Here is a 24,572-nt window from a genome sequence, read left to right on the forward strand (position 1 = left end):
TACAACACTGATTTACTAATGTAAAATGATCTTACATTGACGGGAGGATTGTATCGATGAAAATAATTCCGAAATTGCTTGCAGCATCCATCCTTGCTGCAAGTATCGCTTTTACTCTAATGCCTGGCAGTATGGATGCACAAAGCTCTGAACCGGTGAAAGTGTACGTGAATAACTACCAGGCCTATAACGGCGTAGTGGTCCGCCATGGCCTGACCTTCATTACTTTAACCGATCTGAAAAATTTGGGAGAGTATCAATTCCAGTACAACAAAAACACAAAGCAGGTTACGATTGCCGGTGAAGATGCAAAAGCGGTTCTAACGATCGGAAGTAAACAGATCAGCGTAAACGGTAAGAACCAAACCATTGAAAGCGCTCCTTTTCTTGATAAAGAAGGAAAAACCATGATACCTCTGCGGGCTGTTTCCCAGGCATTTGATGCGGAGCTGGTATGGAATCCATCAACCCGAACGGTCTATATCGGTAAAACAACGGATGAAGTGCTGCAAAGAACAAAAAATGCTTCATTATCCGTGGCTCGTAATGCTGTATTACAGCTGCCGCGTGTCTCCCGACTGCCCGCAGAACTTGAACTGACATATCTGGAATCTCAGAATACCTACTATTACTTTCCGAGGAACGAAACAAATTCTTTTTTTATACGGGATAACGATCTTGTAAATTACTATAAAGTAACGGGTGGACATGCCGAGCTTTTGTGGCAAGGGAAAATGGATGTGTCGAAACAACAGAACCAAAGCAATATATTCTTCATCAAATATACATTCTCGAAAGAAGTTGGCGCACAGCCTGACGTGTCCGGAACAACGTTCGCCGAATTCATCTATGCAGCCCCGGTCGGAAGTGTTTCTTACCGGTTGATTAACAAAAGCGGTGAGCTTTCTGAGTTTGGAACAGTTGATAGCAAGGGAGGCATTGTGGATATTCCACAGGAAAATTAACCTCCAGCCAAAAGCCCAATTAACGGGCTTTTTTTGTGTCTACATAAATCAACCCAATAAATAAGTTTTATCACCCTGAAAAAATAAAAACTTAACATGCATTGTAAATAATAGTTGCCAATCCGTTGGCATTTCAATTAATATGTTGAACTAAATAGTGATGAATGGTTTGGATTCAGTTTGGAATTTTATAATTTGATGACGAAGGTGGATGAAGATCGTGGCCCATAGTTCAACATTGCAGCAAGCAGAAGTAACAGCAAACAAGTATATCCAGAGTGTATATGAAGCTGTAGTCAAACGAAATCCTCACGAGAACGAGTTTCACCAGGCGGTTAAAGAGATTCTTGAATCGCTGGTTCCGGTTATTGCCAAACATCCGAAGTATATGCAGCATGGTATTTTGGAGAGAATCGTCGAGCCGGAGAGATTGATCACCTTCCGGGTACCTTGGGTAAATGATGAGGGCGATGTGCAAGTAAATCGCGGTTTCCGCGTGCAGTTTAACAGCGTTCTCGGACCCTACAAAGGCGGGCTGAGATTCCATCCTTCCGTAAACGCAAGTATTATCAAGTTCCTCGGATTTGAACAGATTTTCAAAAACGCGCTTACAGGCCAACCGATCGGCGGAGGGAAGGGCGGTTCCGATTTTGACCCGAAAGGTAAATCAGACGGTGAAATTATGCGGTTTACCCAGAGCTTCATGACGGAACTGTACAAATATATCGGCCCTGATACCGACGTGCCTGCAGGCGATATCGGTGTCGGAGCCCGTGAGATCGGTTATATGTTTGGTCAATATAAACGAATTCGCGGCGGCAATGAAGCCGGTGTGCTGACTGGCAAGGGAATCGGTTATGGCGGCAGTCTTGGCCGTACGGAGGCTACCGGTTATGGTACTGTTTATTTTGTAAACGAAATGCTAAAATCCAAAGGTCTGCATTTTGAGGGAAGTACGGTTGTCATCTCCGGTTCCGGCAATGTTGCCATGTATGCCATTCAGAAAGCCACACAGCTGGGCGCTAAAGTACTGGCATGCAGTGATTCGAACGGTTATGTCTATGATCCGGACGGGATCAAATTCGACACGGTCAAACGTTTGAAAGAAGTGGAAAGAACACGGATCAGTGAATATGTGAAAGAGCATCCGGATGCTGTTTATGTAGAAGGCTGTGAAAATATCTGGTCCATCCCGTGTGATATCGCACTCCCGTGTGCCACACAAAATGAAATTGATGAGCAGACAGCAAACACATTGGTCGAGAACGGTGTCAATGCTATCGGGGAAGGGGCCAATATGCCTTCCACTCTTGAGGCCATTGAGGTATTTCACAAAGCGAATGTACTGTTTGGGCCCGCCAAAGCCGCAAATGCGGGAGGGGTCGCTGTTTCCGCCCTTGAAATGGCACAAAACAGCATGAGATACTCCTGGACCTTTGAAGAAGTGGATGCGAAGCTCCATGAGATTATGAAAAACATTTACACATCGTCCGTAAATGCAGCGGCTGAGTATGGCCATCCCGGCAATCTGGTCGTGGGGGCCAACATTGCCGGTTTCACAAAAGTGGCGGATGCCATGATTGCACAGGGCGTTATTTGATTCATTCAGATTTCAAACACATTTGCTCAAATGAAAGATGGGTCAGCCAAACTTAATTGGCTGACCCATCTTATGTTTAGAGGATCGTTTGCAGAATTCTGACGATATTTTGTTCAACAACGGAATCGTCCACAGTATCCAGATATTCCGGTTTAAGCAATTGATACTGTTTCATTTGGTAATAATCGAAAATGGCCTGTTTCAAGGTCACATCATATTGAATAGAAAATGCCGGTTCCATGATGCGCCGCAGCACAGCGTCATCCTGCACCATGGACAGCACGGAATTCATTCTGTTGAAAATGTTCTGATCCATCCCGGCTTCAAAAAAAGTCTGCAAGTTTGTGTTTCTGTTCTGCTGGGCAACAGCAAGCTTCTCAAAAAGAGGCGGATAAAATTCCTTGAGATCCTGCAGGAATACATCAGATAAATAAATCACACATATTAAGGATTGCAAAAACGTTTTTTGAAACCGTTCGATATAAGAAAGGGAATCATCCTCTACCACGTCATCAACATCTTGCAGGAAGTTAATAGAGTAATCTACAACCTTCTCGATGATTTCATCTTTGGATGAAAAATGCTTATAAAGTGTCACTTTGCTAATATCCATATATTTTGCGATTTCATCTATTTTAAGTTGACTAAATCTGATTGTCCTAATTACGGGTTTAATTTTCAGCAGATATTTTTCTTCACTTACGGGTTTTCTCACCGGTTGAAGCCTCCTTCAAAACTCATTATTCCTATTATATCGAAAACTGCGGACAACATAAACATTCTTTGCAAAAATAAATAAATTAACTTTTTTATATAATTCGGTTTACTTAGTTAATATTCCGTATTATAATTTGTCCTGTAGCAATCATCCTATACCGGAAAATTTAAAGGAGGAAATAAAGGTATGCGTATTTTCGTAACAGGAGCAACAGGCTTCATTGGAACCGCGGTTGTCCGAGAACTGCTCGAAGCAGGGCATCAAGTGGTCGGCCTTGCCCGTTCGGACTCAGCCGCTGCGACTTTAACAGCAGCCGGCGCGCAGGTTCACCGCGGCGACCTCGACGATCTCGACAGCCTCCGCAGCGGTGCGGCCGCAGCAGACGGCGTTATTCATTTGGCGTTTAAGCATGACTTCTCTGATTTCGCCAATGGGGTCGCAGCCGATCTGCGTGCAGTGGAGGCAATGGGGGCTGTACTTGATGGTACCGGCAAACCGTTCGTAAACACCTCAGGAACATTGATGCTCGCATGGTCGCACCCAGGGCAGCTTGGAAAGGAAGAAGTCCTGATCAGCTCCGATATACCCCGGGGCGCATCGGAGAACGCGGTTATTGCTTTGGCTGAACGCGGAGTGCGGTCATCTGTTGTGCGTCTCTCTCCATCCGTCCACGGCGTAGGAGATCAGGGCTTCGTGCCGACCCTCATTAACATCGCCCGCACCAAGGGTGTTTCAGCCTATGTGGGCGACGGCTCCAACCGCTGGCCGGCTGTGCATCGTCTCGATGCGGCTCGTCTCTTCCGGTTGGCGGTGGAATCCGCGCCTGCAGGATCACGGCTGCACGGGGTCGGCGATGAGGGTGTGCCATTCCGCGACATTGCAGAAGTCATCGGCCGCCACCTGAACGTACCGGTGGTCAGCATTTCCCCCGAAGAAGCAGAAGCCCATTTCGGCTTCCTCGGCCCCTTCGCGTCAGCCGACAATCCGACGTCAAGCGCACGGACTCAGGAACTTTTGGGCTGGCGTCCAGTTCAGCCTGCACTGATCCCGGATCTTGAACAGGGCCACTACTTCAGCATATAAAACAACAATTCAAAAAAGCTGACCAGTCGGTCAGCTTTTTTTACATCACTTTGTTCATCAAACTGCAAGCAGAGCCCAGATTTATCTTTTTAGCCTCCGCTTTGCCGTCAACTTCCATCTTACCGGTATTTTCCGTTTGGCTGTCATACTTAATTTTTTCGATAACTTCCGTCTGGCCCTTAGCTTCCGACTTACCGGAACTTTTCGATTGACCTTCATACTTCGCCTTACCGATAACTTTCGTTTGGCCACCACATTTCGTTTTGCTGTTATTTTCCGTTTTTCTGTCAATTTCCGTTTTGCTGTCACATTTCGTTCGGCCATCACTTCATGGTATATTTTCAAATACTCCTCCGTCATTTTCTTGTTCGTAAATCGGTTAACTACATGCTTCCGAAGATCCGAAGGCGCCGGGTAGTCCGGGCGTTTAATCTTTTGAATCATTTCATCCACCGAATTGCATATCAATTGAGGAAAATCGGACAGCACCTCGGACACCGCCCCTTTTTTCAAAGCGAGTACAGGTGTGCCGCATGCCATCGCCTCGACCATGACGAATCCGAAGGGCTCTTCCCATAAGATTGGAAACAGAAGGCACTGGGCATGCTTCAACAGCTTCTGTTTTTCTTTCCCGTTCACTGCCCCAACAAAGCGTATTTTCGGGTTCTTCGATATACGGGGTTCAACCTCTTTCTTAAAAAAAGAGGGGGCTTTGATCGGACCGGCTATAATTAAACGTTTTCCCGTCTTTTCGGCAATATCAAGGGCCTGTAATATGCCTTTATTACGGATGATCCGCCCTAAGAACAGCAGGTAATCATGTTTTTCTGTACTAAATTGGTACTCGTCAGGATTGATGCCGTTGTAAACGCAGTATCCGCGGTTGTTTCCCATAAGCTGCCGCGCTCTCTTGCTCACATACACCGGATGATCAACCTGCTGCTTTACCGGGAGGTGAATGGTACATACAGTTGGCAAATTCGGTTTTCTCAATCCCAGCGATGAGCGGAAGGAATGATCATGAATGACGTCAACGTTCTTGGGAAGGCGATCCAGAACAAAGTCGGCAAGCCCCTCATGAGTCAGATTTCCAGGATAGGTGATGAGCTTGGCATTGCTTCTGCTGCCACGTGGAGCAAACAGCGTAATATCATGGCCGCGCCGCACCAGCTCCTCGGTCAATTCATAAACAGCCTTCTCTGTTCCTCCTTTATGGGAGGGGAGGGGCTGTGCATTGGGAGATATGACCTGAACAATTTTTAACCGCCTTTTCGAGTCCTGATTAGAGGGCATTAAGACTTCCCCTTCCGACGGGGCAAAAATTTGAAAATAGAGCTTCTATGGGATTCATGAATGCAACACACTCCTATTGGTCGTTGGGAAGCATTTTTCTTCTCGGATTGACATTCATCTCTTGGTCTTAAAATATATGAATGTCTCAATAAAAATGTTATTGCTGGAAGGGGAAATTATGGAACAGGCGGATGGCATTGATGGAGCAAATTTATCAAAATTTAATTGTTGTATTGTTTATTTGAGCCTCAAGAATATCGTATAGTGCTAATTTATAATTGATTTTATCCATATTATAGTAGAGTTCTTTTATTTTCTTCTCAATCTCTTTTTTGTGGTTAAGCATCATCATTTTACGTTCAGAAATTGTATGATTTCCCTCTTTATACAAAGATACATACTCCTGAATTTGGGCAATAGGCATTCCTGTTGCCCGAAGTGCGGTAATAAAATCAATCCAGCTTAAATCTTCTTGATCATATAGACGTTTTCCATTTTCATCACGTTTTACATGAGGAAGCAACTGTTCACTTTCATAGTACCGAAGTGTTGAGGCGGTTATTCCTGTTATCTCAGTGACTTCTTTAATACTTAGCATGTTTTTCTCTCCCCGCTTTCATTAAAGTGAACTTTAACATAATTCAAACAATATTGGCTATGAAGAACACATTCAAGCCATTGAAAATAGTCAAATCGCTGAAGCAGTTTGTATCGGATTCGCAGTTGGATGTTAACGTGAAACAGGCCGTATCCGTGGAATAACAATCTGTCCACCGGTGCTAACTGCTTGCCCCGTGGAACAATACCCATATTCATGGTTAACCGACGTGGAGCCGGAACCTATTTAATTATACTTGATTTATCTTAGAAAAAAACACCCTTGACTTCAAGTTCACTTTAACATTTATGCTGTAAAAGCAAGCAAAATTCAAGCAAGGGAGTAGAGATAACATGTGCAAAACACGCGTGCTTAGCGCCTCAGGTGCAAAGATGCCATTCGAAAAGACTACGATTGAAAGGAGAGAATTGCGGCCGGACGACGTATTAATCGATATTAAGTTTAGTGGAATTTGCCATTCCGATATTCACAGCGTATACGGTGAATGGGGGGAGGGGATTTTCCCGATGGTTCCCGGCCATGAAATCGCCGGAGTCGTGACGGCAGTGGGCCCTAAAGTTACAAAATTTGCGGTTGGCGATCGCGTTGGCGTGGGCTGTTTTGTAAACTCTTGCGGGGAATGTGAATATTGCCTTAAGGGTGAGGAACAGTATTGTACAAAAGGCGTGGTGCAGACCTATAATTCACTGGACTACGATGGTAATCCAACCTACGGCGGATACAGCCAAAAAATTGTGGTTACGGAAAGATTTGTTGTCCGAATTCCTGACGCTCTGGAACTGGACGCAGCGAGTCCGCTGCTGTGTGCAGGGATCACGACGTATTCTCCCTTGATGCACTGGAATGCCGGTCCCGGTAAAAAAGTTGCCATTTTGGGGGTTGGAGGGCTGGGCCACCTGGCGATCCAATATGCGCATGCCCTTGGAGCTGAAGTAACGGTCCTGAGCCGCTCCATGAATAAGAAGGATGAGGCGCTGAGTTTGGGCGCAGATCATTACTTTGCAACCAGCGATCCGGAAACATTCAAAACACTAGCCAGTCGCTTTGACCTCATCTTAAACACCGTATCTGCCAATCTTGACGTTGATGCCTATTTATCGCTCCTTCGCATAGACGGTACACTTGTCAATGTCGGCGCACCAGGCACACCCGATCATTACAATGTGTTTTCCTTGCTTATGGGTCGCCGCAGCATCGCCGGGTCACTCGTAGGCGGGATTCGTGAAACCCAAGAAATGCTCGATTTCTCGGCAGAGCACGGCATTGCCCCTAAAATCGAGGTCATCCATGCCGACCAGGTAGATGAAGCCTATGAGCGGGTGCTACGCAGTGATGTGCGTTACCGGTTCGTTATTGATGTATCCACGCTGTAAATCATAATTCATTTCATTTCGCATTTGCGCGACTGAAAGATAGGTCAGCCAAGCCTAATTGGTTGATCTATCTTTCAGTCATGTTATAGTATTGCATTAGAGGTGGACCTATGAAAAGAGCAAACGCTACTCTAATGAAAGAAATCAATTTAAACAATGTACGCCAGGTGATGAAACGAGTTGAAACAGCAACCAAACCACAGCTGGCCAAACTGACTAATCTGAGTGTAGTTACGGTGAATTCCCTTGTGAAGGAACTGCATGATCTTGGAGAGCTATTTGAAGATGAGATCGTTCCATCCAACGGGGGAAGGCCCGCGCTGACCTATCGTTATAATTATGATTTTAGTCTTGCGCTCGTTATTTACATCAAGGAGAAACAAGAACAGGAGCTTGTTTCCGTAACAGTCGTGAATTTGGAAGATCATATTTTGGTAAAAGAAGAACACTTAATGCCGGTTTTTGACCGGCAGCACTTCTATGAAATTATCGGTCACTTCCTCACACTGTATCCTTCCATTAAAGTGATTGGTATAGGCATTCCCGGGCAGGCGGTCAATGGTGAAATTACCGTGACCAGTCATCAGGAGCTGACGGGTGTTCGCATGATCGAGGAAATTGAATCCCAATTCGGATTGCCCGTGATGGTGGAGAATGATGTGAATGCTGCCGTCATTGGATATTGTGCGCAGCAGGATTTGGATGACGAGCAAATTGTGCTTGGCATCTATTTCCCCACAAAATACCCACCAGGGATGGGGATCTATCTGGATGGAAAAATAGTCAAAGGAAAAAACGGCATGGCCGGTGAGATCAAGTTTCTCCCCATGGATCTGGATTGGAATGGCGGGATGGACAAAATGACGTTTGCGGGTAAGGTATGTCAAATCATTCAGACCGTCAATGCCGTTCTCGCTCCGGACAAAATAGTGATCTATCAGGACACGGTGGAAGAAGAGACATGGAAGACCGTATGGGAAACTTATCAGATTCGGCAGCCCATGCCGTCATATCCTGAAGTGATTTTGCAGCAGACATTTCAGCAGGATTTTGAAGCAGGCATGCGCTGGCTGACGCTCAAAGAATTGGAGCCGACTCTGGCCCATTTCTAAACCACGTGGACCCCCGAGCCTATTCGTCCTGGACTGGGTCCACCTGGAATAGGGCAATGCAGCACAGTCTGGATGCCAAGCCGAGCAAGTCATAATCGACCGAATTACCCGTCGTTCTATTCGGCAAGAGATGCAGGTGCAATTTGACCGCCAATAGGCGGTCTTTTACAAATAATTCACCAAAACGGAACCCTTTGATTCGATTCAAGGGGTTTCGTTTTGCCGTTCAGCTGATTGACTTCTTGACAAAGAAAAAAAATGCTGCATACTTAATAAATACACTTTATAAAATAGATTTACAAAGTTGCGCTTTTAACACTTTGACTTAGGAGGACAAGTATGAACCAAGCATTAAACAGTCATCAAATTCATTTATGGCGTATCGCTATTTATTTCTTTTTTGCACTGCCCGGGTATTCTATGGCATCCTGGGTATCGCGCACGCCAACGATTCGGGATGCTCTGGGAGCTACAACGTCACAAATGGGCTGGATTATTTTTGGATTGGCCCTGGGTTCTATTATCGGTCTGTTGAGTTCCAGTCATCTTATAGCGCATAAAGGCGGTCGTTTTGTCATGGCTGCCGGGCTGACAGTCAGTACGATTGGACTTATCATTGTAGGTATTGGCGGCTCATGGCTGATTAACGGCCTCACTGTGTTTTTGGGATTGGCTGTCTTCGGCTTCGGGAACGGGATATGTGATGTGGCAATGAACGTGGAGGGGACGGCAGTTGAGAAAGCTGTCCAAAAATCGCTCCTGACCGGTTATCATGCCGCGTTCAGCGTAGGTACGCTGCTTGGAGCCGTTGCAGGATCGGCTGCGATTAAGGCCGGTATACCGGTAGCTATTCATATGGGGCTTGTCGTGACAGTTATCCTGTTGTCTGTGATATTTTTAGTGCGGCTGGTACCCGCAGGCACCGGGAAAGAAACTGGCAATGATTCGAATGATCCGCCAATGAGTGCCAGAGAACGCATGGCCGTATGGAAAGAGCCGCGTACGGTTCTGATTGGTATCATTGTGCTTGGCATGGCTTTTGCGGAAGGCTCTGCAAATGACTGGCTGCCGCTTGTCATGGTAGACGGATACAAGGTTACGCCAGCCATGGGGTCATTCGCTTTTGGCTTATTTGTGGCCGCGATGACGATTGGCCGCGCAGCAGGCGGCATGCTGCTCGACCGGTTCGGCAGAGTTGCCATTTTGCGGGGATCCGCACTTTTCGCTATAGCAGGACTGCTTATTGTTATATTCGGGCATAGTTACGCTTTTGCAACGGTCGGGATTGTGCTTTGGGGACTTGGCGCCGCATTCGGCTTTCCAGTAGGCTTGTCCGCTGCTGGAGATGACCCCCGTGGAGTAGCGGCAAGGGTAGGAGCGGTATCAACAGCCGGTTATCTGGCATTCCTTGTCGGCCCGCCTTTTTTGGGGATTATCGGCGAATCGGTCGGCCTGCTTCGCGCCTTAATTATTGTGCTTATCGCTGTAACCATCGCTGGTTTGCTGGCTCAAGCGGCAAAGCCCATTGGACTTGGAAAAGAAAACAATGAAACGAAACTTTCCTCATAATATATAAGAAACAAAGAAGGCGAATATCAATAAAGCAGAGGGAAGGTCTGCCGGAGGAACGGCTTAGGGGCAAGAAACTCGTATGCGACTAGGGTAAAGGAGTAGATCCATGAAACTCTTGGTTGGAGAAAGAAGTTTTTATAAAGCCTTCTTCAGTCTGACTTTGATCATCGGTCTCCAAAACATCATTACAATAGGAGTCAATCTTTCGGATAACCTGATCCTCGGTGGATATAGTGAGACCGCTCTCTCAGCAGCAGCGCTTGCCAATCAGATTCAATTTATCGCAACATTTCTGATCATAGGCTGCTCACAAAGCGTCATTATTCTGGCATCACGCCTTTGGGGCGCTAAAGAGATACATTCTATTCGAAAAGTCGCGGGCACAGGTATGGCGGTATCACTTTTGATCAGTTGTCTCATGTGGTTTGTAGCCATGTTTTGCTCTTCGGGGCTTTTATCAACGCTAACTACGGATGAGGTTGTTATTCAAGAAGGGGCCACGTTTTTAAGGATCATCTCATGTTCATATGTTTTTTTTGCCATCAGCAATGTTTTATTGGCCACGCTGCGCAGTATGGAAATTGTGAAAATTGGTTTAATGGTTTCCCTATGTACTCTGGTTATTAATGTCACTCTTAATTATTTATTGGTTTATGGGTATTTGGGATGGCCTGAATTGGGGCAAAACGGATCGGCCATAGCTACATTAATTTCACGTATTATCGAAAGTATTATCGTCATTGCCTATATGTTAAAAGCCAATCTAACTTTGCGACTTCATATAAGAGATTTTTTGAAGCTGGATATGTCGATTCTGAAACCATTTGCAAAAATTGCTTTTCCCATCTTATTGTCCAGTCTGTCATGGGCGGGGGCAATGGCTGTGCAAACTGGAATTCTGGGTCATATGGGGACTGCAGCCATTGCAGCTAATAGTGTAGCAGCAACGATCTTCCAGTTTGTTACGGTGATAACCTATGCTTCTGCAAGCGCTTCAGCGGTAATCATGGGGAAAACAGTAGGCGAGGGCAGTTTGGAAAAAGTTAAAGCTTATAGTAAAACCCTTCAGGTACTATATATTTTGATTGGTGTATGTGCCGCAATCGTATTATTTGTTACTAAAGATTATTTTCTTATTTTGTATTCCATTTCTGATGAAGCAAAGAACCTTGCTGTAGCGTTTATGACCATACTATCTATAACCGTTATCGGAACGTCTTATCAAATGCCAGCATTATCGGGGATTATTCAAAGCGGCGGAGATACGACATTTGTGATGTATAATGATTTTATTTTTATGTGGCTGTTCATATTGCCAGTATCTTTGTTGGCAGCATTCGTTTTTGATTTCTCACCTGTCATGATCTTTATCATTCTTAAGAGTGATCAGATTCTGAAATGTTTTGTAGCGCTCGTTAAAGTAAATCGATTCAAATGGATAAAAACAATAGAGCATCAGAGCTGAAAATATGTCATACAGTAAACTTCGATTTGCGGAAGCCCAGCCCAATATTAAATACATTACGGAGGATTCATATGATAAAACTCATCGTGACTGATCTGGACGGAACCTTTTTAAACAACAAAGGATCATTTGATACGGAATTATTTGAACAGGTGTATGCCGAGATGCAGAAGCAAAATATTGCTTTTGCTGCATGTACCGGAAAGCAGTGTGAGCGGGTGGAGAAGCTGTTTGCAGAACATGGCAAAGGCATCTGGATATTGGGGGACAGTGCAACAAGAATAAAAAAAGACGGAAAGCTCATCAAGGAATTTACAATTGACAATCATTTGGCCCAGAAAGCCATTAGCATCATCCAACAATTTGATCCCGGAATCACCATTATTGCTTGTACAAGCGAAGCCGCTTATGTACTCACTTCAATAAAAGACGAACTTTTCAACGTAGTTAAACATTCTTATGAAAACGTGATTAAACTTGACTCGTTTCAGCAAATTGAAAGCAATTTTATTAAAATTACGGTTTTCGACCCGGAAAGCAGAAGTTCTGCGCTAAGAAAACATGTTGAAAATACATTGCCGGATCAAATCTATATTGTAGATTCCGAACCCAAATGGCTGGATATTACGGCTCTTCATACACATAAAGGGGAGACAGTCAAAACACTGCAGAACATGCTCAGCGTAACATTTGAGGAAACCATGTCTTTTGGAGATGGGGAAAACGATGTAGAGCTCATGGGAATTGCCAAGTACAGCTTTGCCGTTGTTAACGCATGTGATAACACCAAGGAGGCAGCCAGTTTTATTACAAAATCAAATGAAGAAAATGGGGTTCTGGTCACTATACAGAAACTAATGGATCTGCAAAAAACAGTTGTCTAACATTGATGCGAAAAAAAGGAGGGGGGCGGCCCCCTCCATAACATCATCCGTTTTCAGCGAGATCAAGCAGGTCTGCGGCAACTTCTTTTTGATCCTCGGGAATGGTATGCATCCATTCCCGAAGCGCTGACTGCAAACCACTCACAGTCACAGTCTGCATCTCCACGATCTTCTGAAGCTGCGGCGGCAGTTCAAGACCTTCCTGTTGACTGATGTCAGCCGCCATGCCGACAACTGTGGAAAGCTGGCACTGGCGATGATCTTCGAGGCTGCAGGTCTTGCCTAATTCATACACCTTCTCATTGTCTGGTTGACTCATACGATTGGCCTCCCCAGGCTTTCAGCACATCCCTGCGAAATCTTGAGTTCAGTTCTGTCGCTTCCTTCTGAGCAAGTTCCAAAGTCTCCGCATCCGGATCTCCATTGACTCTACGCGAGATTTGAGCATAACGGGCTGCCACCCATTCAAGATCATCCGGTGTAACCATGCCATTTATAAGTTTATGGCGCGCTTCACGGAGCTCAGGCAGCACCTGTTTAATTTCCTCACGCATTTTCTCGTCTAACTGCTGCAGATTTTCAGGGGCGTAACGAATTCTTTCCAATCCGTTCGCATGCTCTTCCGAACGCTCAAGCCGTATTTGAACTTCGGGATGCTCTATACCGTCTGCCCTAGCGAAGCGGAGCGCTTCTTTGAGGGATGCCGCTATTGCTGTCAGCTCTGGTACAGGTTCGGCCAGCTTTTGTTGAATAGAGGAAATAGCTTCTGCATACTTGGCTAAAACTTCACGGTCTTTCTCCGGTGTGGCGGCCAGCTTGTCCGGTGTCAAATCATACTCCAGCAAAGCGGAGATCTCTTCCCGGGCTGTCTCTGCATCTCCCGCCTTAAGTGCGGCAGAAACCGCCGACAAGTGGGCTCTGGTGCAAGGGATGCAGCCCACCGACACATGCATGTCCGGCGCATATTGGCTATATGGCTTCACTGGTTCAGACAGGCTCACCGTTTCCGTTAAGTTGTTGTAATTTCCTCTTTCCATGCTCATGTTGCCTCCTTCATAGTTGTCGATCTCTTAGCAAAAGCTCTCGTAAGGATATCTGCTTAACGTCTTTACCAGCAATTTGAATACCGCTTTTATCTTCGTAAAATCCCCCTGTCTATCGTGGAGTAATATGAATAGACGGAGGTTTCCGTCGTATTCCGAAACTGGGCGGCCTTTTGGCCTAATATGCCAACTTGGCCGTGTAGCTTTACGTACCCACTTTCATGGGCCGCTGCTGTCGTACCATGTTGAATATTTGGATCTTTTTTGGCCTAAGAAAAATCTACCAGGGATTAATTTCCATGTGAATAGGTAAAAAGACCCAATTATAATAAAGATTTGCTTTCTCGGCTAACATTGTGGTTTAATGTGGACCATCTCGACGTTCTAACAGGAACCTTGGATAATGATAACGTCAAAGAAGCCGCGGAAATCGCGGCTTCTTTCAAGAAAGGAGATGTGCCACAAGCTACGAACGGCCAGCACACAGCTCCACTAAAGCTGCAACATGGCAGTTACCGGAAATCAACGTAATTGAGTCCCGTTCATTCCCGGACAAACTCGACCTGATCGATATCCGCCCATTGGGAAGGGGAGGAGTTGGATACGTAAAATCCGATCGTCGCCTTGCCACCTGTCACTTGAATATTCGGAATCGTCACAGGCGTCCATGAAGCCGTAACCGGGAAGGCGGTTTGCAGCGTGCTGCCTCCATAATCCTTCACTTCCATGACACAGCTGTTCTGACCACCGCTGCTGCGCAAGCGGGCCCGCATGGTATATGTGCCATTATCCAGACCGGTGACCGTCTGGCCGACATATGCTGTCGAAGGGCCGCTTGTGCCAGCGAGCCCGACAAAGTAGGAACCTTCCGCCGCTGGCAGCCCGACGCCATCATTTGCGCCATGGATAAGAATGCGATTGGGGTAATCATCCCCGTATGTGGTCCAACCCGCCACATTCGCCGTTTCAAAGCCGGGATTGTTGACGAGATTCGTCTGTGACGGAGTCTTGGTATACCCGAAGCGCAAATAGATACCTGACGACGGGTAATCCGAGCTGGTGAGAGCCGCGACTCGGGTCGAATCGACGGTCATCAGAGCGTTCCAATTGGCGGACTTCGTATCGGATACCGGGAATACATTGTATTTGTCCTGCCACGTCGCGCCGTTATCGGAGCTGATCATCGTATGCATCGAGCTATAGGCATCTCCCGTATTGGCGCTGCTTTCATCCGTCTGGAAGGAGGCCATGAGACGGCCGTCAGCGAGCTTCACGACGAATGGAGCGCCGGCCTTTTTGCCGTTGCCTGTCGGCACGTACAGCGTTTGGCGGGGACCCGACCAATTAAAGCCATCCGGCGAAATTTTATATTTGACGACAAAAGGGTGGCCGGGAACATCCGAGGCCTCAAATACGGTGATATAACGACCGTCCTTCATCCGCGTGATGACTGGCATACCGTCGCGGGAGCCGGCAGCGACTCCGTCGCTGACTGTGATGCGGTTGTCCCAGCCGCTTCCGTTCCATGTCTTCATGTACAAATTTTGCCTCCCGGTCGTTCCGGCCGTGGCAGGACTGTCATCCGCATACAGCACAACGATCTTGCCGTTGATCATTTCCAGATGCGGCTCCCACAATCCCTTAAAGCTGTCGGCGGTCGCACTCCCGATCAATCCGCCCGGCAAATCACTCCAGGTGCGGCCGTTGTCGGTGCTTTTACGGACATTCAACTGGGTTTCATAGGTTGAGCCTTTCTGCACAACCAGCCGGTAGGCTAACCAAATCTCGCCGTTTGGCAGCTTGATCATTTGGCCATTCGCCGTATTGCCGCCCGCATTGGAGACGACTGTGACCGGTTCGCTCCAGGTGGAGCCGCCGTCTTGCGTTCTGGAAACTGCAACGCGCGTATTGCCTCCACCGGCGTTGGTGTCGAAGGATACGAGCCACTCGCTCGGCGAAATCATGAGCATCCTCGGGTACCATGCTCCTCCTGAAGGCGGAGTGAAGATGGCAATCTGCTGCGAGGGCCACGCTATTCCGGATGATGCGGCATAAGCCGCCGGCAGCGGAATAGCCGTTAAAGCCAGTGCGAGTATAACGACGAAGGAAAGCGGTTTAAACCATAAGCGTTTGTTCCGTTTCATGTGCAATGTACCTCCCAATCTGATTTAGAAAACGCTTTCTAGATTGAATTGTATCGAGTCGGTACAAAATAAGATATACTAAATTTAGGATATTTTTTCAGTCTTCAAGCAGTTTTTTCAAAACACGGAACGGAATAACCCACGGTCTGGACCTGGTCCGGACCGTTTTTCATATTTACAAGCGGAAAATCATCTTATAATAATATGATTATGATAACTTTCATCATAAAAGTGCGTGTTCAAAAAGTCAGGTTTTCAGCACCGAAGCCTATGCTTCCGAAGTGCGTTTTTTCAAAACGCTGGAGTTGAATGAAGCTAGGGACTGAAGAGCGGAGCGTACTTGGGGTACGTGAGCACCTGAAATGTTTCCGCAGGAAACATGCTTCGGAAGCATCCGCTTAGTCCCGGCTGAATTCAAGATTCGATGTCGAGTCCGCTCCCTGACTTCCTTCGTGATCAAAAGATGACTTTTTGAACAACCTCTAAAAGGTGGTGGTGGGCGTTGAAATCATTGCCGTTATACAGAAAAATCCAGGAAGATATCAAGCGCATGATCGCCATTGGCAAACTGCGGGAAGGCGATCGGGTTCCTTCGGAGAAGGAATTGTCCGAACGATACCGTGTCAGTCAAATTACAAGCAAAAATGCATTGGTCGGACTAAGAGAGGAAGGCCTGCTCGTGCGTATCCAGGGCAAGGGCACGTTTGTCATGAGCAGACCTGAGAACGCTTCCACGCTTGAGCAATTGGGCGAATGGACTACAGGTCCGGGCAGAAGCGGACGTATCGGGCTAGTGCTGCCGACGATGAAAACGAAAGTGGACCAGCGATTTCTGGACTATATCGAGAAATATGCAACAGCCGCAGGTTATGAGGTGATGGTGAGAATTACGCGCGAATCCCAGCTGGAGGAGTCCAGGGTTATCTCGTCTTTTTTGAAGCAGGGTGTGGACGGTTTGATCATTTTTCCGGTGGAAAACGAGACGTACAACGATTCCATTCTGAGGCTGTCGCTGGACCGTTTCCCTTTTGTCCTGATCGACCGTTTTTTGAAAGAGATCAAGACGTACAGTGTAAGCTCAGACAACGTAAACGGCACAAGAGAAGCGGTGAGGCATTTGCTCGACAAAGGCCATTCGGCCATTGCGTTCATTTCACCGGAAATTACGAATACGGTAACAGACGAGAGGGCGCAGGGGTTTGAGCAGGCTTTCCTTGAACGCGGCTTGCCGATCGACAAAAGCTTATGGTGTCTCCTTCCGTTGGAAACGATCGCATCGGGTCAATCTGTCGTTAAGATCGCAGATTTTTTTGAAAATAACCCCGATATTACCTGTGCCGTTACAGCTAATACGGAATTATGTAGAAACGCCTATGAAGCTGCGGCTGCAACCCGTAAACGGGTACCGGATGATCTGGAGCTGATTAGCTTTGATCCGCCGGATTTGCCGAATGTCCCATATGTCCGTCAAGATGAGGAGGAAATGTGCCGATTGACCGTAAATCTGCTGATGGAACAGATCGAAGGGGCTTGTGAGGCAAAAAGGATCGTGGTGCCGGTTATGCTTGTAAAGGAATTTGGCCAATTACACCTACGATAATTGACTGCGTAGTCAAGAACTGATATGATACCCCTATGAGCAGACCAAGAGAATTCGATGTTGATCGTGCGCTGAACCAATCCATGGAGGTATTCTGGACGAAAGGCTTTAATGCGACTTCCTATGATGATCTGACCCGTACGACGCAAGTGAAGAAGCAAAGTTTGTATTGTGTCTTTAAGAACAAGCGTGAGTTATTTTTAAAAGCATTGGCGCTTTACAGGGAGCAGAACACAGCCAAGCTGGAAGAGTTGGCCTCCCGGGAGGTGTCTCCCTTGAATAAATTGGAGGCTATATGCGAGGCTGCGCTGAGTCAAAACGACGAAACGATGAGCCGAGGCTGCCTCATCGTGAATTCAGCGCTTGAATTTGGTACTGAAGACGAAGAGGTCAACCGTGAGGTCGCGCTGATGTTCAATCAGGTCGAACAGGTACTTGAGAAGGTGATTCGCAGCGGCCAGGAACAACAATTGATTACGACCCGTCTTACCAGCAAAGAGCTTGCCGTTCACCTTAACAACTCTCTTAGCGGGGCAAAGGTGATGGAAAAGTCCGGTGCTTCCCGGGAGCAGATCGCGGAGGTATGGCGTACGGTTATTGCGCTTATGATGGCGGAGGACGCTTGAAGGCTTGTGAGCGGTGAGGGACTGGGGCTATAACTATAACAACGTGCATGTATTGTCCACAAAATGCATGCATGTCTTTTTTTGAAATTTTCTTGACTCTGTAGTCAAGAAAGGCGAGTATGCAATAACTCCGTGAAGGAGGTGATACTAAAAGAAGATAGAACGCATTATATTTTTTTTCGATTTTCCTTGACTGTAGATTCAAAAAACTGCCGTCAAAATACAAAATAAATCTGGAGGTTGTTATGACTAACTCTAATTCCGTTCAGGCTTTGTTCCAGCCGTTTTCAATTAAAAATATGACTTTGTCCAATCGCATCGTGATGGCGCCGATGACCCGGCAATTTTCTCCTGAAGGCGTGCCGGGGGCTGATGTAGCCGCCTATTACCGCCGCAGGGCGGAAAACGGAGTCGGACTTATTGTGACCGAAGGCACGGTCATCAATCATCCGGATTCGTCCAATCAGGAAAATGTACCACACTTCCATGGCGAAGAGGCATTAAACGGCTGGGCCAACGTAGTGGCTGAGGTACATAAAGCGGGCGGGCGGATCATACCGCAGATCTGGCATATGGGAGCCCGCGGCCATGTCGGCGATTATACGGAAGAAGATATCGCCGCAATCGTGGAAGCTTTTGCGCAGGCTGCATCCGATGCGAAGCGCATCGGCTTTGACGGGATCGAACTGCACGGTGCACACCAATATTTGATTGACCAGTTTTTCTGGAACCAAACGAACCCGCGCACCGACCGCTATGGCGGTGATATGGTCGAACGCACCCGCTTTGCGGTGGAGGTCATCGAAGCTTGCCGCAGCGCCGTCGGACCGGACTTCCCCATCGTGCTGCGCATCTCGCAATGGAAGGGCAGTGATTATTCGGCCAAATTGGCCACAACGCCAGCTGAACTGGAGCAATTTCTTGCACCGTTAACCGCTGCGGGAGTCGATGTTTTCCACTGCTCCACCCGCCGCTTCTGGGAGCCTGAATTCGAAGGCTCTGATCTGAATCTTGCCGGATGGACGAAAAAGCTGACAGGCAAACCGACAATCACAGTTGGATCGGTCGGATTGGACAGTGAATTTATGGCTCTCTTGACCGAAGGAAAGGGAGCCGGTATTGCCAACATCGATGGGCTGATCGAGAGACTGGAGCGCGGGGAGTTCGATATGGTAGCCATAGGTCGGGCATTATTGGCTGATCCCGCTTGGGCAAGTAAAATCCGCGATGGCCGTATCGACGAGTTGACTCCATTTTCGCCAGATGCGTTGAAAACACTCCACTAAGGTAGAAGCACTTTTTGCAAAATGGGATGCAAAATGAGGAACGAATTGCGCAAGTTCGATGCTTCTAATGAACGGGCACCGATGGATGTGTGATATCAGATAACTGCTGAAGAAAATACCGCTGACGGTCAGAAAATATCGCCACATTGCTGGCGATATTTTCTTGTTTGAGAAGCTGTAAGATGCGGGCTTGCCTCTTGTTTCGAAGTGGGGTATTCTTAAACAACATAGAACGGATGGAATAATTTGAGCAGAATTGCAACCCGGGACGCTCACCACCGTAATAGAGGTTTTAATGAATGTAAATGAGGGGAATTCATGGAAGCATTGCGCACTTTTTTTGCCCAGACCTGGGTTCGAAGAATCTCGTTTTTTCTACTTGTCGTTGTGCTGTTGTACAGTCTTCGGCATATGCTGAATCTTTTGCTTCTCCTGTTCCTCGTCACCTTTGTCATGGGACGCCTGCAGGGATTCATCACCAAGCAATTGAACCGCCTTTTTCCCGTTTCGCCGACCGTCGTTGTCATCATCTTGTATGCGCTGCTCGTGGCAGGGCTGGTCATCGGCATTTCAAACTACGTTCCGAAGCTCATCCGCCAGGTTAGCGACGTGATTAACAGCATCACCCTTTTTCTTGCCACTCCCAACGACAATCAAGTCATTCAGTGGTTGATCGATGCACTCCATAAAGGGGATGTCAAGTACGAGGACTATCTGGGAAATGTCATCGACTACATTGCAAAATTGGGCAAGTGGCTGGAGATCATCCTTTTTGTCATTTTTCTCAGCTTCTTCTATTTGCTGCAGCGGAAGAAAACTATCGCCTTCACGGAAAAATTCCGCACAAGCAAAATCAGCTGGCTTTACAAGGAATTCGAATATTTTGGCCGAAAGTTCACTTCCTCTTTTGGCAAGGTCATCGAAGTACAGCTGCTGATCGCGCTGTTCAACACGGTGCTGACAATGATCGGACTGTGGATTATGGGATTTCCGTATTTGTTCGCTTTGACGATCATGGTGTTCCTGCTTAGTCTCATTCCAGTAGCGGGTGTAGTCATTTCGTTCATCCCCATTGGCATCATTGGGTTCCAGATCGGCGGCATTACGCTTGTCATCTGGACGGTCGTCATGATCCTGGCCATTCATGCGCTTGAAACGTATTTTCTCAATCCCAGGCTGTATGCACATAAAACAAAGATCCCGATGTTTTACACGTTCATGGTCCTCATCTTTTCTCAGCATTATCTGGGGATTTGGGGCCTCATCATCGGTATTCCGATCTTTATGTTTTTCCTGGATCTGTTTGAGGTTGAACAATCGGATTCGAAAATTTAAACAAAATGAAGGAACCATCCCAGGATGAAAAATCCAGCAGGGTGGTTCTTTTTTTCTTTCGTGTAGCGTGTCATCATTACAAGTGGGGGCGATGAAGGATGTTCCAGGATTTCAAGCTTGTCGATGACCGCCCGGTCGCGATACAAGTGAAAGAATACGTCAAACGTTTAATTATAAAAGGGGCGCTTCAGGCGGAGCAGAAGCTGCCCTCCACAAGAGAAATGAGCAGTGTGCTCAAGGTGAGCCGCAATACAGTCATTGCAGCTTATGAAGGCCTGGAGGACGACGGATTTACGTATGCGATTCCCGGAAAAGGGAGCTATGTGGCTGTTATGGCGGGCCATTTGACCGTAGATAACGAAGGAGCTGACGGCTCCGCCGCCGCGTGGCAGATCGACTGGAAGACAAGAATGAACGAGTATGCCGTATCGGCTGTAGAGCTGGATATGATGAAGCAGGGCATTCGTGCCAAAAAAGGAACCATCTCATTCACAAGTATCGCTCCGGATGAGCAGCTGTTTGATCTGGGGGATGTAAGGCGGGCCTTTCTGGACCGGATGGCCATCGAAGGGCAGGTACTGCTCAACTATGGCTATGCCAAGGGCTACAAGCCCTTGATCGATTACCTGACGCGTTATATGGAGAATAAGGGAGTCGATATCAGCGGCAAAGATTTGCTGATTACAAGCGGGTTTACAGAAGGCTTTGACATTGTGCTGTCTGCACTGCGCCCAGCTGCCCGCTGCGGAGCGGCAATTTGTGAAAATCCGACCCACCATACAGCGATTAAAAATTTGAAGCTGCAAGGGTTTGAGGTTACCGGCATTCCAATGGAGCGTGACGGTATGGATGTGGAGCAACTTGAGGCGGTATTGCAGAAGCAGCCACACCGCTTCGATCTGGCCTATTTGACCCCGTCTTATCACAATCCTACTGGCATCGTCATGTCACCCGCGAAACGCAGCGCCGTGATGAAACTCATGATGCGTTATCAGATTCCGGTAATCGAGGATGGCTTCAATGAGGAGCTGCGCTATTCGGGAGCGCATGTTGCGCCATTAATAGCGACAGCAGGGCGCGGGAACGGGGTCATCTATATTGGCAGCTTCTCCAAGGTGCTATTCCCTGGCTTGCGGGTGGGCTGGGTGCTTGGAGACAAGACACTGATCGACCATCTGGAAAGCATTAAGCGTGCACGTTCCATTCATACATCAACACTTGATCAATCGGTATTATATCAATATTTACTCAATGGAAACTTCGATAAATATGTCAAAAAAGCACGTATGGAATATAAGCGCAAATATGAGCTTGCGAAAGCATGCTGTGAAGCGCATCTCCCTCAGGCCCAGCTGTCCGGCGACGGGGGCTTGCATTTGTTTCTGACCTTCCCGTCAGGCGTAGATACACGCCAGCTGCTGGAAACTTGCAGAGAGCAGGGTGTTATATTCACACCGGGAGACAGATTTTTCATTCAGGAAGGCGAAGGGACGAATACATTGCGGCTTGGTTTTTCACGAGTAACGGATGAAAATATCGAGCGGGGGATTCGGATCATCGGCCAACAGGCGCGCAGCTTTCTTTAGGCATAACGGGAAAAGCAATTCGCAATCATATAACGATTATTCAAGAAAAATGAGGTGTCATAATGAAGATTGGCGTTATTATGGGTGGGATTTCCACTGAGCGTGAGGTTTCTCTGCAGACAGGGCAAGAGATGATTCATCATTTGGACCGCAGCCGCTATGAGGTGGTTCCAATTGTGATCGATCAGCGGGCGGATTTAATCACACAGGTTCAGCAGGCAGGCATCGATCTCGCGCTCTTGGCGCTGCATGGCCAATATGGTGAGGACGGCACGGTGCAGGGAGCGCTGGAGACACTGGGCATTCCATATACCGGCAGCGGTGTCCTGGCAAGCAGCCTATGCATGAATAAGCAGCTGTCCAAGATGCTGCTGAAGGCAGCGGGCGTGTTTACGCCTGCGGGCCTCTACTGGCAGGGAATAGACGATTATGATCCGCGGGCGGTAGAGCAGCTGGGCTATCCGGTTATTGTGAAACCGAATATGGGGGGATCCAGCATCGGCATTCAGCTTGTGCATCATGAGAAAGAACTGCTGCCGGCTGTGCAGGAGGCTTGCCGTTTGGACCAAACGATCTTGATTGAGCCCTATATTAAAGGGACGGAGCTTACCTGCTCGATTGTGGATGGCGAGGTATTGCCAATCATCGGCATTCGCTCCGCGCATTCTGAATGGTTTGATTATAAAGCAAAATATGAGGACGGCGGCGCCGAGGAGAAGGTGATTCAGCTGCCTCCCGTTATTGAGCAGCGTGTGCGCGAGGCGGCACTGGCCAGCTATCGATTGCTGCAGTGCAAGATTTATGCAAGAGTTGATATGATTTTGCACCACGACGTACCTTACGTGCTGGAAGTAAACACCTTGCCGGGAATGACCGTGAACAGCCTGCTGCCGAAGAGCGCAGCTGCTGCAGGAATGACTTTTACACAGCTGCTGGATCGTATTATTGCCAGCTCGCTCCATGAACGAAAACGGGAGTGGGGGATGGTGCAATATGTTTAGTAAAGAGGGAAAAGGCCAGTTTTTGTCCTCTCGTGTACGGGAGATTCGGCCATCGGGAATTCGCGCTTTTTTTGATCTGAATGCGGCTGGCGGAGATACTATCGCCCTTGGCGTCGGAGAACCGGATTTCGTTACACCGGAAAAGGTACGTGAAGCTTGCATCCAGGCATTGCGTGAAGGTCAGACGAAATATACCTCAAATGCCGGGTTGATGGAGCTGAGGGAAGAGATTTCGGCTTATTTTGCCAGCAGCTTCGCTCTTTCCTATGACCCTGAGCAGGAAATCATCGTGACGGTGGGCAGCAGTCAAGCCGTTGACCTGGCGCTTCGGGCCGTGATCGATCCCGGCGATGAGGTGCTGATTCCGGCGCCAAGCTATATTGCCTACGAACCGATCGCCCATCTGCATGGCGGTAAAATCGTGGAGGTGACAGCTACGGCCGAAGAGGGGTTCAAGCTGACCCCACAAGCGCTGCAAGCGGCGATTACGCCTTATTCCAAGGTTTTGATGATCAATTATCCGTGTAATCCGACCGGAGCAGTAATGACAGAGCAGGATTGGCTGCCGATTGCAGAGCTCGTTATCAAGCATAATTTGGTGGTCATTTCGGATGAAGTTTATGCTGAGCTGACTTATGGGAGAAAACATGTCAGTATCGCATCTTTACCAGGCATAAAGGAGCGTACGATCGTCATCAGCGGCTTTTCCAAAGCATTCGCCATGACAGGCTGGCGGATAGGTTATGCCTGCGGCCCGCGCGAGCTGATCGCCGGCATGCTGAAAGTCCACCAGTACACGACCATGTGCGCTCCTACCATTGCACAGATCGCGGCGCTCGAATCCTTGCGTCAAGGCCTTGCTGCCAAGGATGAGATGATGGCGAGCTATAATGAACGCCGCAAGCTGTTTGTTGCCGGCTTGAATGCCATCGGGCTGGCCTGTCATGAGCCTGAGGGGGCATTCTATGCCTTCCCGTCCATTGCTTCTACCGGCATGTCATCCGAGCAATTCGCTCTGCGCCTGTTGAAAGAAGCGAAGGTGGCCGTCGTGCCGGGACATGTATTCGGATCGGGGGGAGAGGGCTTTATTCGCTGCTCCTATGCAACCTCGCTTGTCGACTTGGAGAAGGCCTTGGAGCGGATGGGAAGGTTTATGCAGGTGATGCAGCCGGTTTGATAAAAGAGCTTCAACTTCACTGCAGTGGGTTGAAGCTCTTTTTGCCAGATGAAAAATGTCTAGACCGCTGTTCTCAACCGAAAGGCTTAT

Annotated in this window: 22 protein-coding genes; 16 read left to right on the plus strand and 6 right to left on the minus strand. The window is 47.7% G+C overall.

Annotated elements, in window-relative coordinates:
• Positions 1-56: 56 nt before the first annotated feature.
• Both ACI1P2_RS06030 and gdhA read left to right on the plus strand, forming a co-directional pair.
• A complete protein-coding gene (locus ACI1P2_RS06030) occupies positions 57-965 on the plus strand; it encodes a copper amine oxidase N-terminal domain-containing protein (protein WP_355317798.1) in 909 nt (302 codons plus the stop codon).
• A gap of 238 nt (positions 966-1,203) precedes the next feature.
• On the plus strand, positions 1,204-2,565 hold the full coding sequence (gene gdhA / locus ACI1P2_RS06035; protein ID WP_408976147.1) for an NADP-specific glutamate dehydrogenase: 1,362 nt from the start codon (positions 1,204-1,206) through the stop codon (positions 2,563-2,565).
• A gap of 76 nt (positions 2,566-2,641) precedes the next feature.
• On the opposite strand, the gene ACI1P2_RS06040 is transcribed toward gdhA, so the two are convergent.
• Complete coding sequence (locus tag ACI1P2_RS06040; protein WP_355317802.1) at positions 2,642-3,280, minus strand: TetR/AcrR family transcriptional regulator; 639 nt, start codon at positions 3,278-3,280, stop codon at positions 2,642-2,644.
• A 189-nt stretch (positions 3,281-3,469) separates the two neighbouring features.
• Here ACI1P2_RS06040 and ACI1P2_RS06045 point away from each other — a divergent pair, with 189 nt between their 5' ends.
• Positions 3,470-4,366: an SDR family oxidoreductase gene (locus ACI1P2_RS06045; RefSeq protein WP_355317804.1), complete on the plus strand. Its 897-nt coding sequence runs from the start codon at positions 3,470-3,472 to the stop codon at positions 4,364-4,366.
• Between the two features lie 81 nt (positions 4,367-4,447).
• Here the strand turns inward: ACI1P2_RS06045 and ACI1P2_RS06050 are convergent, their stop codons facing one another.
• Both ACI1P2_RS06050 and ACI1P2_RS06055 read right to left on the minus strand, forming a co-directional pair.
• Complete coding sequence (locus tag ACI1P2_RS06050; RefSeq protein WP_355317806.1) at positions 4,448-5,659, minus strand: glycosyltransferase family 4 protein; 1,212 nt, start codon at positions 5,657-5,659, stop codon at positions 4,448-4,450.
• 214 nt (positions 5,660-5,873) lie between these two features.
• Positions 5,874-6,257, minus strand: a complete 384-nt coding sequence (locus ACI1P2_RS06055) for a MerR family transcriptional regulator (protein WP_355317808.1) — start codon at positions 6,255-6,257, stop codon at positions 5,874-5,876.
• 353 nt (positions 6,258-6,610) lie between these two features.
• On the opposite strand from ACI1P2_RS06055, the gene ACI1P2_RS06060 reads away from it, so the two are divergent.
• The 5 genes from ACI1P2_RS06060 to ACI1P2_RS06080 all read left to right on the plus strand — a co-directional run bounded on the left by ACI1P2_RS06060 (position 6,611) and on the right by ACI1P2_RS06080 (position 12,684).
• Positions 6,611-7,651: an NAD(P)-dependent alcohol dehydrogenase gene (locus tag ACI1P2_RS06060; RefSeq protein WP_355317810.1), complete on the plus strand. Its 1,041-nt coding sequence runs from the start codon at positions 6,611-6,613 to the stop codon at positions 7,649-7,651.
• Between the two features lie 110 nt (positions 7,652-7,761).
• Positions 7,762-8,763: an ROK family protein gene (locus tag ACI1P2_RS06065; RefSeq protein WP_355317812.1), complete on the plus strand. Its 1,002-nt coding sequence runs from the start codon at positions 7,762-7,764 to the stop codon at positions 8,761-8,763.
• A 339-nt stretch (positions 8,764-9,102) separates the two neighbouring features.
• Complete coding sequence (locus ACI1P2_RS06070) at positions 9,103-10,332, plus strand: MFS transporter (protein ID WP_355317814.1); 1,230 nt, start codon at positions 9,103-9,105, stop codon at positions 10,330-10,332.
• A gap of 109 nt (positions 10,333-10,441) precedes the next feature.
• Positions 10,442-11,800 (plus strand): MATE family efflux transporter, encoded by a 1,359-nt coding sequence (locus ACI1P2_RS06075; RefSeq protein ID WP_355317816.1) that lies wholly within the window; start codon positions 10,442-10,444, stop codon positions 11,798-11,800.
• Positions 11,801-11,871: 71 nt separating this feature from the next.
• Complete coding sequence (locus tag ACI1P2_RS06080; protein ID WP_355317819.1) at positions 11,872-12,684, plus strand: Cof-type HAD-IIB family hydrolase; 813 nt, start codon at positions 11,872-11,874, stop codon at positions 12,682-12,684.
• A 43-nt stretch (positions 12,685-12,727) separates the two neighbouring features.
• Here the strand turns inward: ACI1P2_RS06080 and ACI1P2_RS06085 are convergent, their stop codons facing one another.
• A complete protein-coding gene (locus ACI1P2_RS06085; protein ID WP_355317821.1) occupies positions 12,728-13,003 on the minus strand; it encodes a hypothetical protein in 276 nt (91 codons plus the stop codon).
• The gene (locus ACI1P2_RS06090) at positions 12,984-13,721 is read right to left on the minus strand and encodes a hypothetical protein (protein WP_355317823.1); all 738 of its coding nucleotides are present in this window, start codon (positions 13,719-13,721) and stop codon (positions 12,984-12,986) included. The genes ACI1P2_RS06085 and ACI1P2_RS06090 overlap by 20 nt, the downstream gene beginning before the upstream one ends.
• A 372-nt stretch (positions 13,722-14,093) precedes the next feature.
• Here ACI1P2_RS06090 and ACI1P2_RS06095 point away from each other — a divergent pair, with 372 nt between their 5' ends.
• Positions 14,094-14,258 (plus strand): hypothetical protein, encoded by a 165-nt coding sequence (locus ACI1P2_RS06095; RefSeq protein WP_408976148.1) that lies wholly within the window; start codon positions 14,094-14,096, stop codon positions 14,256-14,258.
• A gap of 11 nt (positions 14,259-14,269) precedes the next feature.
• On the opposite strand, the gene ACI1P2_RS06100 is transcribed toward ACI1P2_RS06095, so the two are convergent.
• Entirely contained in the window at positions 14,270-15,871 is a 1,602-nt protein-coding gene (locus ACI1P2_RS06100) for a sialidase family protein (RefSeq protein WP_355317825.1), read from the minus strand.
• 502 nt (positions 15,872-16,373) lie between these two features.
• On the opposite strand from ACI1P2_RS06100, the gene ACI1P2_RS06105 reads away from it, so the two are divergent.
• From ACI1P2_RS06105 to ACI1P2_RS06135, 7 genes are all read left to right on the plus strand, one after another.
• Positions 16,374-17,471, plus strand: coding sequence for a GntR family transcriptional regulator (locus ACI1P2_RS06105; RefSeq protein WP_355317827.1), 1,098 nt, complete (start codon positions 16,374-16,376; stop codon positions 17,469-17,471).
• Positions 17,472-17,506: 35 nt separating this feature from the next.
• The gene (locus tag ACI1P2_RS06110) at positions 17,507-18,097 is read left to right on the plus strand and encodes a TetR/AcrR family transcriptional regulator (RefSeq protein WP_355317829.1); all 591 of its coding nucleotides are present in this window, start codon (positions 17,507-17,509) and stop codon (positions 18,095-18,097) included.
• A 245-nt stretch (positions 18,098-18,342) separates the two neighbouring features.
• The gene (locus ACI1P2_RS06115) at positions 18,343-19,383 is read left to right on the plus strand and encodes an NADH:flavin oxidoreductase (RefSeq protein ID WP_355317830.1); all 1,041 of its coding nucleotides are present in this window, start codon (positions 18,343-18,345) and stop codon (positions 19,381-19,383) included.
• 318 nt (positions 19,384-19,701) lie between these two features.
• Positions 19,702-20,718, plus strand: a complete 1,017-nt coding sequence (locus ACI1P2_RS06120; RefSeq protein ID WP_355317832.1) for an AI-2E family transporter — start codon at positions 19,702-19,704, stop codon at positions 20,716-20,718.
• Between the two features lie 98 nt (positions 20,719-20,816).
• Positions 20,817-22,304 carry an aminotransferase-like domain-containing protein gene (locus ACI1P2_RS06125; RefSeq protein ID WP_355317834.1) on the plus strand — a complete coding sequence of 496 codons (1,488 nt, stop codon included), beginning with the start codon at positions 20,817-20,819 and terminating at the stop codon, positions 22,302-22,304.
• Between the two features lie 62 nt (positions 22,305-22,366).
• A complete protein-coding gene (locus tag ACI1P2_RS06130) occupies positions 22,367-23,305 on the plus strand; it encodes a D-alanine--D-alanine ligase (RefSeq protein WP_355317836.1) in 939 nt (312 codons plus the stop codon).
• Entirely contained in the window at positions 23,298-24,482 is a 1,185-nt protein-coding gene (locus tag ACI1P2_RS06135) for an aminotransferase class I/II-fold pyridoxal phosphate-dependent enzyme (RefSeq protein ID WP_355317838.1), read from the plus strand. The genes ACI1P2_RS06130 and ACI1P2_RS06135 overlap by 8 nt, the downstream gene beginning before the upstream one ends.
• Positions 24,483-24,572 lie beyond the last annotated feature (90 nt).

The sequence above is a fragment of the Paenibacillus jiangxiensis genome (assembly GCF_046098255.1).
In the GTDB taxonomy this organism is placed as follows: Bacteria; Bacillota; Bacilli; order Paenibacillales; family Paenibacillaceae; genus Paenibacillus; species Paenibacillus jiagnxiensis.

Excerpts from the sequence above, each read along its gene's own strand:
- ACI1P2_RS06030 (WP_355317798.1), top strand. The coding sequence starts at position 57 with ATGAAAATAATTCCGAAATTGCTTGCAGCATCCATCCTTGCTGCAAGT.
- ACI1P2_RS06045 (WP_355317804.1), top strand. The coding sequence starts at position 3,470 with ATGCGTATTTTCGTAACAGGAGCAACAGGCTTCATTGGAACCGCGGTT.
- ACI1P2_RS06050 (WP_355317806.1), bottom strand. The coding sequence starts at position 5,659 with ATGCCCTCTAATCAGGACTCGAAAAGGCGGTTAAAAATTGTTCAGGTC.
- ACI1P2_RS06055 (WP_355317808.1), bottom strand. The coding sequence starts at position 6,257 with ATGCTAAGTATTAAAGAAGTCACTGAGATAACAGGAATAACCGCCTCA.
- ACI1P2_RS06060 (WP_355317810.1), top strand. The coding sequence starts at position 6,611 with ATGTGCAAAACACGCGTGCTTAGCGCCTCAGGTGCAAAGATGCCATTC.
- ACI1P2_RS06065 (WP_355317812.1), top strand. The coding sequence starts at position 7,762 with ATGAAAAGAGCAAACGCTACTCTAATGAAAGAAATCAATTTAAACAAT.
- ACI1P2_RS06070 (WP_355317814.1), top strand. The coding sequence starts at position 9,103 with ATGAACCAAGCATTAAACAGTCATCAAATTCATTTATGGCGTATCGCT.
- ACI1P2_RS06075 (WP_355317816.1), top strand. The coding sequence starts at position 10,442 with ATGAAACTCTTGGTTGGAGAAAGAAGTTTTTATAAAGCCTTCTTCAGT.
- ACI1P2_RS06080 (WP_355317819.1), top strand. The coding sequence starts at position 11,872 with ATGATAAAACTCATCGTGACTGATCTGGACGGAACCTTTTTAAACAAC.
- ACI1P2_RS06085 (WP_355317821.1), bottom strand. The coding sequence starts at position 13,003 with ATGAGTCAACCAGACAATGAGAAGGTGTATGAATTAGGCAAGACCTGC.
- ACI1P2_RS06090 (WP_355317823.1), bottom strand. The coding sequence starts at position 13,721 with ATGGAAAGAGGAAATTACAACAACTTAACGGAAACGGTGAGCCTGTCT.
- ACI1P2_RS06100 (WP_355317825.1), bottom strand. The coding sequence starts at position 15,871 with ATGAAACGGAACAAACGCTTATGGTTTAAACCGCTTTCCTTCGTCGTT.
- ACI1P2_RS06110 (WP_355317829.1), top strand. The coding sequence starts at position 17,507 with ATGAGCAGACCAAGAGAATTCGATGTTGATCGTGCGCTGAACCAATCC.
- ACI1P2_RS06115 (WP_355317830.1), top strand. The coding sequence starts at position 18,343 with ATGACTAACTCTAATTCCGTTCAGGCTTTGTTCCAGCCGTTTTCAATT.
- ACI1P2_RS06120 (WP_355317832.1), top strand. The coding sequence starts at position 19,702 with ATGGAAGCATTGCGCACTTTTTTTGCCCAGACCTGGGTTCGAAGAATC.
- ACI1P2_RS06125 (WP_355317834.1), top strand. The coding sequence starts at position 20,817 with ATGTTCCAGGATTTCAAGCTTGTCGATGACCGCCCGGTCGCGATACAA.
- ACI1P2_RS06130 (WP_355317836.1), top strand. The coding sequence starts at position 22,367 with ATGAAGATTGGCGTTATTATGGGTGGGATTTCCACTGAGCGTGAGGTT.
- ACI1P2_RS06135 (WP_355317838.1), top strand. The coding sequence starts at position 23,298 with ATGTTTAGTAAAGAGGGAAAAGGCCAGTTTTTGTCCTCTCGTGTACGG.